We start from the raw sequence: 10,201 nt of genomic DNA, 5'->3' as shown, positions 1-10,201 counted from the left end.
GTCAGCCGGGCAAAGCGGCTTTCCGAGGTGGCGGCGGCCAGTTTCGGCAAGGCGGGCTGCGGCCCGGAGGCGGGCAGGGGGCTGGTGGCGGGGCTGGCGGCCAGCTCATGCGACATAGACATATCTCCGCCGGCTCCAGGCCTGGATCGAGTTGATGAGCAAGAGCATGGCAAAGGAGATCGCCAGCATCACCGCGGCAATGGCGGTGGCAGCGGCATAGTTGAACTCTTCCAGCCGGATGACGATCAAAAGCGGGGCGATCTCGGAGACATAGGGCAGGTTGCCGGCGATGAAGATCACCGAGCCGTATTCGCCGACGCCGCGGGCAAAGGCGAGGGCAAAACCGGTGAGGCCGGCCGGCAATAGCCCCGGCAGCAGCACCCGGCTGATCGTCTGGAAGCGGCTGGCGCCCAGCGTGGCGGCGGCTTCTTCGACCTCCTTGTCGATCTCCTCCATGATCGGCTGCACCGTCCGGACGACAAACGGCAGGCCGACGAAGATCAGCGCGATGACGATGCCTGCGGGGGTGAAGGCGACCTTGAGCCCGAGCGGCTCGAGAAACTGGCCGATCCAGCCGTTGCCGGCATAAAGCGTCGTCAGCGCAATGCCGGCAACCGCGGTCGGCAGCGCAAACGGCAGGTCGACCATGGCATCGATCACCCGCTTGCCGGGGAAGCGGTAGCGCACCAGCACCCAGGCGAGGATGACACCGAAGATCAGGTTGATCACCGCGGCGACAAACGCCGTGCCGAACGAGATCTTCAAGGCGTTGAGCGTGCGCGGATCGAGCGCCAGCTCAACGAACTTGGCCCAGCCCAGCCCGCTGGCCCGAAACACCAGTCCCGACAACGGGATCAACACGATCAGCACCAGCCAGCTCAGCGTGATCCCGAGCGACAAGCCAAACCCAGGCAAAACACTCGGCTGGCGAAACCGCCAGGGCACAGTCTTCTTCGCTTCCGTCAATGAACCTACCTTTTGCAGAGCATACGAGATACCGAGGGCCGCGCTTCCTTGTCGATGGTTTCGGTGGGCGCGGTCCTCAAAATGTACGCGCAGCCGGGCGGGCCGGCTGCGCGTTCAGGTCAGGTGTCATTGGCCCGGCTTATAGAGCTGATCGAAGACGCCGCCATCACCGAAGAATTTCGGTTGGGCTTCCTTCCAGCCGCCGAAGTCCTCGATGGTGACGAGCTTCAGCTCGCCGAAGCGGGCGATATCGGCCGGATCGGCGGCCGCCGGCTTGAACGGCCGGTAGTAGTGTTTGGCCGCGATCTTCTGGCCGGCGTCGCTGTAGAGGTAGCCGAGATAGGCTTCCGCCACCTTGCGCGTGCCCTTGGCGTCGACATTGCCGTCGACCAGTGCCACCGGCGGTTCAGCCTTGATCGAGATCGACGGCGTGACGATTTCGAACTTGTCGGGACCGAGTTCTTCGAGCGAGAGGTAGGCTTCGTTTTCCCAGGCGAGCAGCACGTCGCCAAGGCCGCGCTGCACGAAGGTCGTCGTTGCGCCGCGTGCACCGGTATCGAGCACCGGAACGTGCTTGAAGAGTTCGGTCACGTATTCCTGCGCCTTGGCATCGTCACCGCCATTGGCGGAGCGGCCATAGGCCCAGGCGGCGAGGAAGTTCCAGCGCGCGCCGCCCGAGGTCTTCGGGTTCGGCGTGATTACCTGGATGTCCGGCTTCACCAGATCGCCCCAGTCCTTGACGCCCTTGGGATTGCCCTTGCGCACCAGGAAGACGATCGTCGAGGTATAGGGCGCACTGTTGTTTTCGAACTTCGACTTCCAGTCCGCCGGGATCTTGCCGGTTCCCTTGGCGATCGCATCGATATCGGCTTCGAGCGCGAGCGTAACGACATCGGCCTGCAGACCGTCTATGACGGAGCGTGCCTGCTTGCCCGAGCCGCCATGCGATGTCTGGATCGTCACCGTCTCGCCGGTATCGGCTTTCCACTTTTCGGCGAAGGCGGCGTTGAAGTCTTTGTAAAGTTCGCGTGTCGGGTCATAGGACACGTTCAAGATCGTCGTGTCGGCAAACGCTACACTCGCAGCTCCGAGCTGCAGGCCTCCGAGCACAATTGCCAGTCCCACCATTCCGGTAATTCGTCCAAAGACCATTTCGACCTCCATTGGTTACCAGATAAAACTATCAATTTTATCGACTGCTACAACGTAAACCGATGACGCCAGAGGCGGCTATGGGGAAATGTCCTATCGTTCTGCCGGGTTTTTCCGGAACGGTTTGCCTGCAACCGTGCCCGCGGCAGGGCCACGCCGCCCTGACAGTAACATGGAGAGGGCCGCGCGGCTGTCCAGTGCGGCGCGCGGGAAGTCAAAAATATTCCTTGACGAGAATATTCCTTTTATGGAATATTTTTGCCCATGGAATGGATCATCTCAGCCCTGGCGGACGGCGCGCGCTGGCGCATTCTGGAGCTCCTCGCGGAGCGTCCACGATCGGTCGGTGAATTGGCGGAGCTGACCGGGCTTCGCCAGCCACAGACGACGAAGCACCTCCAAACGCTGGCGAGTGCCGGTCTCGTTACCGTATTTCCGCTCGGGCAGCGTCGTGTTTATGCGATAGAGGCAGCGCCCCTTGCGGAAATCAGAGAACGCTTGCAGCTGCTGATCGAAACGGCGGCGACAAACAGCGGCGAGCGGGACGTCGTTGCCCGCTACCAGGCGGCCATCGCTGCTGATGCCGCGAAGGCAGACCGGGGCCACTGGGCAGACGGGCGCAGCTTCCGGTTCGAGCGTGCCTTGCCGGCGTCGCGCGAGATTGTCTGGCGCCATTGGACCGATGCAAGTCTGCTTGCATCCTGGTGGGCGCCGCCGTCGCTGACGGTCACCGAGTGTATTCTTGAGCCCGAGCCGGGTGGAAGGGCGATTCTCGAATATCGGGATGCCGAGGGGCGCTACCGCTCCGAGGGGTGCGTACACGCGGCGAAGGAGCCCGAAAAGCTCGTATTCGAGCTCTCGGTGCTCGATGGAAGCGGCGGCATCTCCTTTACCGGCCACTACGATGTGGACTTTGGAGAGGCGGCAGGCGGCACCGCTCTGCGGCTCGGTTTGCGTATCACCGAAACGACAGCTGACGCCTTGCCTTACATCGCCGGTATCGAGACCGGCTGGTGGCAGGTTCTCGATAACCTCGCGCATGCGGTTGACGCTGCGACGCACGCGGTTCCTCCCATTCAGCCTGACGACAAGGGGCGAAGCCATGACTAAGACGACGGGCCGCCGGGTGGCCGCGAACCTGGCCCTGACGCTCGACGGACGATACAGCGGTCCCGGTGGGGCGGGTGACCTTGGCGCAATCGTGCCCTATGCGGTTACCGATGTCGCGCGAAACCATATGGCCCGTATCTGGGAAAGCGCCACGACGGCGGTACTCGGCCGGATCAACGCCGAGGGCTTCCTGGGTTACTGGTCGGCGGTAGCCGGCGACGCGGCGGCCGATCCTCGCGACCGCGGCTATGCACGATGGCTGGTCGGGGTGGAAAAGGTGGTGTTTTCGAGGACCTTGAGCGAAGCTCCCTGGGAGCGCACGCGGATCGCGAATGGGTCTGTGGTGGACGTCGTGTCGGAACTCAAGGCATCCGGCGAAGGCGATATCCTTATCAACAGCAGTGCCGGCCTCATCAAGGCGCTGCTTGCGGCCGATATGGTCGACCGGCTCTATCTGATGATCTGTCCGGAAATCGTCGGAGGCGGGCCACGCCTTTTCGACGATGGCCTGCCGGGAACGAAGTGGTCTGTCGCGCACCAGGAAACGGGCGAGCGGGGCGAGATCGCGCTCGTATACGACCGCGCCTCCTGACCGTCGCGCACGCACATCTGCAGCGCAACAATTGCGCGTGGCTAAAGCACGTGGCCGCGCGCCACGACCGGCCACTTTTCCTTCAGCTGATCGCCTTCAACGATGTGGATCGTGTCGACCATGTTGGTCACGACGCACGCATGATTGGGCACGATGCGAAGCTGGTCACCGACCTTGAGCCCGATCGGCCCATCGGTGACGAGTCGGCCATGCTCCTCGGAGAGCTGGTCGATGCGGATATCGTCGCGACCGAGCACGTGGCCGTAACCGGTCATTCCCAGCAAGTCCGACGTCAGCACCTTGCTGCCGGCGTCGATAATGGCGCGGTTTTCCGAGGGCACCGAGACGACGGTCGCAAGCACCGTCAGCGCACACTCGTCCCAGCTTGCCACACCGCGCGAAACCAGCGAACGGTCGTTGTAGATATAGGTGCCGGGACGATACTCGCTGGCGACCGGTGCGCCGGCCGCATGCATCATGCTCGGCGTGCCGCCTGAGGTGATGACGGGAACCGCGATGCCATCCGCTTCGATCAGGCTTTTTGCTTCGCCCATGAAGGCCTGGACCTTCGCTTCACCATTAACAGGCGGATAGGTCATCAGTCCGCCGAAAACGAGCCCTTTTGCACCGGCGATCCGGCGCGCCAGCGTGGCGGCAGCATGCGGGCTGCCAACGCCGCAGCGGTCGGCGCCGGTGTTGCATTCGACAAGCACGCGCAGCGGCTTGTCCTTGCCGGCAAAATAGGCGGCGAGCCCGTCGATGACCGCCTCGCTGTCGGCGACGACCGCAAGCGCGACGCGGGTATTCAGCCGTTCGAGGCGCGCCATCTTGGCTTCGCCGAGAATATTGTAGGTGATCAGCACATCCTTGATCCGGTCGCTGCCGTCGACCATCGCCTCGGCCTCGGTCACCTTCTGGCAGGTGATGCCGATGGCCCCGGCCGCAAGCTGCAGCTCGGCCATCTGCGGCAGCTTGTGCGTCTTGATATGCGGGCGCACGCGAATCCCATGTTTATCCGCATAGGCCTGGAAGCGCTCGATATTGTGCTTGGCAATCTCGAGATCGACGAGAACGGCCGGCGTTTCGATCGGCAGGGGCATCGCGACTCAACTCCTCATGTGGCGCGGGACGGGGCGAAACTAACTCAAGTGCCCTTGACAAGATATGACCCCGGGCATTTGATAGGTCAATCCATTATTCAGGACTTGGATCCGTAATAATGGAACAATAATCGGGAACCCAAAAGGGGAGAAATGAGATGAACAAGACCGTTTTCGCGGGCGCTGCCGTCGTAGCCCTGACCCTTACGGGTCCGGTCATGGCGCAGGAGCAGACCAGCAAGCTCGACGAGGTTCTGGCGCGCGGCCATCTGGTCATGGGCACCGGCAGCACCAACGCGCCCTGGCACTTCAAGAGTGCCGAGGACAAGCTGCAGGGCTTCGACGTCGACATGGGCCGGATCATCGCCAAGGCACTCTTCAACGATCCGGAAAAGATCGAGTTCGTGAACCAGTCGTCCGATGCCCGCATTCCGAACATCACCACCAACAAGGTGGACATTACCTGCCAGTTCATGACCGTGACCGGCGAGCGCGCGCAGCAGATCGCCTTTACCATTCCCTATTACCGCGAAGGCGTTGGCCTGATGCTGAAGGCCGACGGCAAATACGCCGACTACGCCGCGCTCAAGGCCGCAGGGTCGTCGGTCACCGTGTCTGTCCTGCAGAACGTCTACGCCGAGGCGATGGTGCATGCCGCCTTGCCGGAAGCAACGGTGGACCAGTACGAGTCCGTTGACCTCATCTACCAGGCGCTGGAATCTGGCCGCGCCGACACGGTCGCGACCGATCAATCGTCGCTTGCCTGGTACATGACCCAGAACCCCGACCGCTACAAGGATGCCGGTTACGGCTGGAACCCGCAGACCTATGCCTGCGGCGTCAAGCGCGGCGACCAGGACTGGCTGAATTTCGTCAACACCGCGCTGCACGAGGCGATGACCGGTGTCGAATTCGATTTCTATGCGAAGTCGTTCAAGACCTGGTTCGGCAAGGACCTGACGCCGCCGCAGATCGGTTTCCCGGTCGAGTATAAGTAAGCCACTCCCAGGGACGATCTTGCGCCTGCAGGATCGTCCCTTCCGTCCTTTCGGCATGGATGGCTGAAAACATGGGCTATTCTCTCAACTTCGCCGCGGTCTGGCGCTCCTTCGATCTTCTGCTCGAGGGCCTGGCACTGAGCCTCGGCCTCGCCTTCGCGGCGATCCTGGTGGGCTGTGTGATCGGCCTCGCTACCGCCTTCGGGCTGGTGTCGAAGAACATCGCATTCCGCAAACCGGCCGGTCTCTATGTGACCGTGATCCGCAATACGCCGATCCTGGTGCTGGTGCTGTTCAGCTACTTCGCGCTGCCGCAGCTTGGCGTGCGCCTCGGCAAGATCGAGAGTTTCGTGCTGACGCTCGCGATCTATTCCGGCGCCTATCTCGCCGAAGTGTTTCGTGGCGGGCTCCTGTCGGTTCCGCCGGGGCAGCGAGAGGCGGGGCTTGCGATCGGCCTTACCGAAATGCAGATCCGCACCTCGATCATCCTGCCCTTGATGCTGCGCAACGTGCTGCCGTCGCTGAGCAGCACGATGATTTCGCTGTTCAAGGATACCTCGCTAGCGGCCGCGATCGCTGTGCCCGAGCTCACCTTCGAGGCGCGCAAGATCAATGTCGAGACCTTCCGGGTCATCGAAACCTGGATCGTCGCAAGCTGCCTCTACGTCGCCACCTGCTCTGTGCTGGCCGCCCTGCTTCGCGCGGTCGAGCGCCGACTTGCCGTGCCGAGGTGATCGCCATGGATTTTCCCGCATTCCTCGACCAATTGTGGCTCGCCCGCATTCCCCTCTTGAAAGGCCTCGGCGTTTCGATCTCGATCTCATTCCTGTCGATCGTGGTCGGAACCGTGCTCGGCGTCTTTGTCGGCCTTGCGCTCACCTACGGCTACCGACCGGTGCAATGGATCGTGCGCGGCTACACCGACTTTATCCGCGGCACGCCGGTTCTGGTGCTCGTCCTTGCCAGCTACTATGTGCTCAGCACCGTCGGCATCGATCTCGGACCGTTCCAGGCGGGCATTCTGGCGCTGTCGATCTTCTGCAGCTCGCATGTCGGCGAACTCGTGCGCGGCGCCCTGCAGGCAATACCCAAGGGACAGACGGAGGCGGCCAAGGCGATCGGCCTGACGTTCCCGCAGACCTTCGCCTATGTGCTCGGCCCGCAAGCTCTCAGGCAGGCGCTGCCGGCCTGGGTCAATACCGCGGCCGAGATGGTCAAGGCTTCGACGCTTCTGTCGATTATCGGCGTTGCCGAGCTTTTGCTGCGGACCCAGGAACTGATCTCGCGCACCTTCATGAGCCTCGAATTCTATTTCTTCGCGGGCTTCCTCTACTTCGTCATCAACTACAGCATCGAGCGCTTCGGCCGTTACGTCGAACGCAAGACCGCTGTTCCATCGTGAGGCGTCGGTTGTGATGACCCAGACATTGCTTGAAATTCGTGACCTCCACAAACGCTACGGCGCCGTCGAAGTGCTGAAGGGCGTCGACTGCACGATGGCGCAAGGCGAGGTCATCTCGATCATCGGCTCCAGCGGCTCGGGCAAGACGACGATGCTGCGCTGCATCAACATGCTGGAGGAGTTCCAGGGTGGCTCGATCCGCATCGACGGCCAGGAAATCGGCTATGAGACCGTGGGCGGCGTGCGCCGGCGCAAGAAGGAAAAGGAGATCGCCCGTCAACGGGCGATGACCGGCATGGCCTTCCAGCAGTTCAACCTGTTTCCGCATATGACCGCGGCCAGAAATGTGATGCTCGGCCTTATCAAGGTGCGCGGCATGGGACGCGACGAGGCGCGATCAGTCGCCGAGAAGTGGCTGGATCGCGTCGGGCTGCTGTCGCGGATGGATCACTATCCCGGCCAGCTTTCGGGTGGCCAGCAGCAGCGCGTTGCGATCGCCCGGGCGATCGCCATGAACCCGAAGCTGATGCTGTTTGACGAAGTCACCTCGGCACTCGACCCGGAACTCGTCAACGAGGTGCTGCAGGTCATCAAGGGGCTTGCCGAAGACGGGATGAGCATGCTGCTCGTGACCCACGAGATGCGGTTTGCCTATGAGGTCTCGACGCGGGTGATCTTCATGAACCAGGGGCGGATCGGCGAGGAGGGCAACCCACGAGAAATGTTCGTGAAGCCACAGACCAAGCGCCTGGCGGAGTTCCTGAAAAGCTCGTCCTTCAATTGAGGCGCATCGCGCGCCTTTAGGGAGACCGGCCATCGCGCGATCGATGGCCGGTTTCTTCTTGACGCTGTGACCCCGGCTTCAGTCCGTGGCGAGCGACCGGCCACTCTGCGGATCGAAGAGATGCAGCACGTCCACATCGACGACGAAAGTGCGATCCTCGCCGGCCGTGACCGCGCTGCGCGGCGGCAGGCAGGCGGTGATACGCTGCTCGCCGATGCGTGCCGTGGTGACGAGCTCGGGGCCTGTCAGTTCGACCACCTCGATGCGTGCCTTGAACTGCGCTCCCGTTTCGCCGCCCTTGGCAACGCGAAGTGCCTCGGGTCGAATGCCGACCTTGACCCGCTGACCGTCGGCAACAACGCTGCGGAAGTGCACGGGCATATCGATGGGCTGATCGTCGCCGAGGATCAGCAGCTGTTCTTTTGAAACGGTCGCATCGAGAATGTTCATCGGCGGCGAGCCGACGAAGCCGGCGACGTAGAGTGTGGCCGGGCGGTCGTAGATTTCCTCCGGCGTGCCGAGCTGCTCGATCCGCCCGTCGCGCATCACGGCGATCCGCGTCGCGAGCGTCATCGCCTCGATCTGGTCGTGTGTGACGTAGACGACCGTGGTCTTCAGCATCTGGTGCAGGCGCTTGAGTTCGGTGCGCATCTCCATGCGCAGCTTGGCGTCGAGGTTCGAAAGCGGCTCGTCGAAGAGAAAGACCTGCGGATTGCGCACCAACGCCCGGCCAATGGCGACGCGTTGGCGCTGGCCGCCGGAAAGCTGGCTCGGTTTGCGCGCAAGCAAGTTCTCGATCTGCAGGAGCTTTGCCGTTTCCTTCACCGCCTTCTCGCGTTCGGCGGGCGGTACCTTACGCATCTCCAGTCCGAATCCGATGTTCCGGGCGACGCTCATGTTCGGGTAGAGCGCGTAGGACTGGAACACCATGGCGATGTCGCGGTCCTTGGGATGCGCGCCGAGAATGGAGCGCTCGCCGATGCGGATGTCGCCACCGGTCGGCTCTGCAAGTCCGGCGATGATGTTGAGCAGGGTGGACTTGCCACAGCCGGACGAGCCGAGGAGCACGAGGAACTCGCCGCTCTCAAGATCGATGTCGATGCCCTTCAGCGTCTCGACCTCGCCATAGCGCTTGTGGATGTTCTGGATGGCGAGAGCGCTCATGCGCCGGTCTCCTGAAGGAAGGATGAAAGCGGTTTGCCGTATGTGCGCGGCAGCGTCGAGATCGCCTCGGAAGCGATGGTGACGCCAGTGCGCAGGCAGGCTGCAAGCGGCATCTCGGCGGCAAGCGCTGCGAGGAAACCGGCATTGAAGACGTCGCCGGCGCCGATGGTGTCGACGACGGAAACGACGGGTGCTGCGGCGGATGAGAGGTGGCCATCCGCATCGACGGCGATTGCGCCGTTGGGGCCGCGCTTGATGACGACGATCGCGCCTTCGGGCATATGCGTTTTCAGTTCGTGCGCCGCTTCGATCGGGTCGGCAAGACCCGTCAGCGTCGTTGTCTCGACCTCGTTGAACAGTGCCAGCCGGCAGCGCTTCAGCCAGTCGACCGTGGCCGCACAATTCGCCTCGGTCCAGCCGTCGAGCGGCCAGCCGGTGTCGAGCGCCACGGCGATGTCGTGGGCGTCGGCCCAGTCGAAGAAGCGGTCATAGTCCGCCGTCAGCGCATCGGTCAGGAACGCACCGGTCAGGAGTGCGTAACCACCACGCAGTTTTTCGCCGTCGAGCATGGCGCGGACTTCCTCGAAGCTCAGAAGCGGCAGATGGCCGCGCGTCGTGAAGAAGGTCCGCTCGCCATCGGGATGGGTGATGCCGACGGAGAGGGTGGTGCCGACGTCTTCGACCGGCCAGGACCGGGACCGCTCGGGAAAAGCGTCCTTCAGCCAGGTGCCGAACTGGTCGTTGCCGACATTGGCGGCGATCGCGTAGTCGACCCCGAGCGAATCCCAGGCGAGCGCGCTGTTGCCGGCGCAGCCGCCGACCCGCAACTCGTCGTGATCAACGATGATTTCCGTTCCGGCCTTCGGCCAGGGGGCTGCTGGCCCGAGGATGAGGTCGACATTGGCGTTGCCGACCACGGCAAGAGGACGCATC

11 protein-coding genes are annotated in these 10,201 nt (G+C 63.0%); 6 read left to right on the top strand and 5 right to left on the bottom strand.

Features of this window, described 5'->3' with window-relative positions; translation table 11 throughout:
* Nucleotides 1-105: 105 nt before the first annotated feature.
* Together cysT and BBX50_RS27840 are read right to left on the bottom strand one after the other, a co-directional pair.
* Nucleotides 106-966, bottom strand: coding sequence for a sulfate ABC transporter permease subunit CysT (gene cysT, locus BBX50_RS27845; protein WP_202619047.1), 861 nt, complete (start codon nt 964-966; stop codon nt 106-108).
* 126 nt (nt 967-1,092) lie between these two features.
* Complete coding sequence (locus BBX50_RS27840; protein WP_065778505.1) at nt 1,093-2,118, bottom strand: sulfate ABC transporter substrate-binding protein; 1,026 nt, start codon at nt 2,116-2,118, stop codon at nt 1,093-1,095.
* A gap of 264 nt (nt 2,119-2,382) precedes the next feature.
* Here BBX50_RS27840 and BBX50_RS27835 point away from each other — a divergent pair, with 264 nt between their 5' ends.
* Both BBX50_RS27835 and BBX50_RS27830 read left to right on the top strand, forming a co-directional pair.
* Nucleotides 2,383-3,228 carry a metalloregulator ArsR/SmtB family transcription factor gene (locus tag BBX50_RS27835; RefSeq protein WP_065778504.1) on the top strand — a complete coding sequence of 282 codons (846 nt, stop codon included), beginning with the start codon at nt 2,383-2,385 and terminating at the stop codon, nt 3,226-3,228.
* The gene (locus tag BBX50_RS27830) at nt 3,221-3,820 is read left to right on the top strand and encodes a dihydrofolate reductase family protein (protein WP_065778503.1); all 600 of its coding nucleotides are present in this window, start codon (nt 3,221-3,223) and stop codon (nt 3,818-3,820) included. Before BBX50_RS27835 ends, BBX50_RS27830 begins: the two co-directional genes overlap by 8 nt.
* 41 nt (nt 3,821-3,861) lie before the next feature.
* Here the strand turns inward: BBX50_RS27830 and BBX50_RS27825 are convergent, their stop codons facing one another.
* Nucleotides 3,862-4,920 carry a D-TA family PLP-dependent enzyme gene (locus tag BBX50_RS27825; RefSeq protein WP_065778502.1) on the bottom strand — a complete coding sequence of 353 codons (1,059 nt, stop codon included), beginning with the start codon at nt 4,918-4,920 and terminating at the stop codon, nt 3,862-3,864.
* Nucleotides 4,921-5,138: 218 nt separating this feature from the next.
* Here BBX50_RS27825 and BBX50_RS27820 point away from each other — a divergent pair, with 218 nt between their 5' ends.
* The 4 genes from BBX50_RS27820 (at nt 5,139) to BBX50_RS27805 (ending at nt 8,104) form a co-directional block, all read left to right on the top strand.
* Nucleotides 5,139-5,918: a transporter substrate-binding domain-containing protein gene (locus BBX50_RS27820; protein WP_244513237.1), complete on the top strand. Its 780-nt coding sequence runs from the start codon at nt 5,139-5,141 to the stop codon at nt 5,916-5,918.
* A 71-nt stretch (nt 5,919-5,989) separates the two neighbouring features.
* The gene (locus tag BBX50_RS27815) at nt 5,990-6,652 is read left to right on the top strand and encodes an amino acid ABC transporter permease (RefSeq protein ID WP_065778537.1); all 663 of its coding nucleotides are present in this window, start codon (nt 5,990-5,992) and stop codon (nt 6,650-6,652) included.
* A 5-nt stretch (nt 6,653-6,657) separates the two neighbouring features.
* Complete coding sequence (locus BBX50_RS27810) at nt 6,658-7,320, top strand: amino acid ABC transporter permease (RefSeq protein ID WP_065778500.1); 663 nt, start codon at nt 6,658-6,660, stop codon at nt 7,318-7,320.
* Between the two features lie 13 nt (nt 7,321-7,333).
* On the top strand, nt 7,334-8,104 hold the full coding sequence (locus BBX50_RS27805) for an amino acid ABC transporter ATP-binding protein (protein WP_065778499.1): 771 nt from the start codon (nt 7,334-7,336) through the stop codon (nt 8,102-8,104).
* A gap of 78 nt (nt 8,105-8,182) precedes the next feature.
* Here the strand turns inward: BBX50_RS27805 and ugpC are convergent, their stop codons facing one another.
* Nucleotides 8,183-9,268: a sn-glycerol-3-phosphate ABC transporter ATP-binding protein UgpC gene (ugpC, locus tag BBX50_RS27800; protein WP_065778498.1), complete on the bottom strand. Its 1,086-nt coding sequence runs from the start codon at nt 9,266-9,268 to the stop codon at nt 8,183-8,185.
* Entirely contained in the window at nt 9,265-10,200 is a 936-nt protein-coding gene (locus BBX50_RS27795; RefSeq protein ID WP_065778497.1) for a PfkB family carbohydrate kinase, read from the bottom strand. Before BBX50_RS27795 ends, ugpC begins: the two co-directional genes overlap by 4 nt.
* Nucleotide 10,201: the final 1 nt, after the last annotated feature.

The sequence above is a fragment of the Ensifer sp. LC11 genome (assembly GCF_001695835.1).
Classification (GTDB): domain Bacteria; phylum Pseudomonadota; class Alphaproteobacteria; order Rhizobiales; family Rhizobiaceae; genus Ensifer.
Note: the sequence above shows the minus strand (reverse complement) of the source record. Positions and strands in the feature narration are given on the sequence as shown.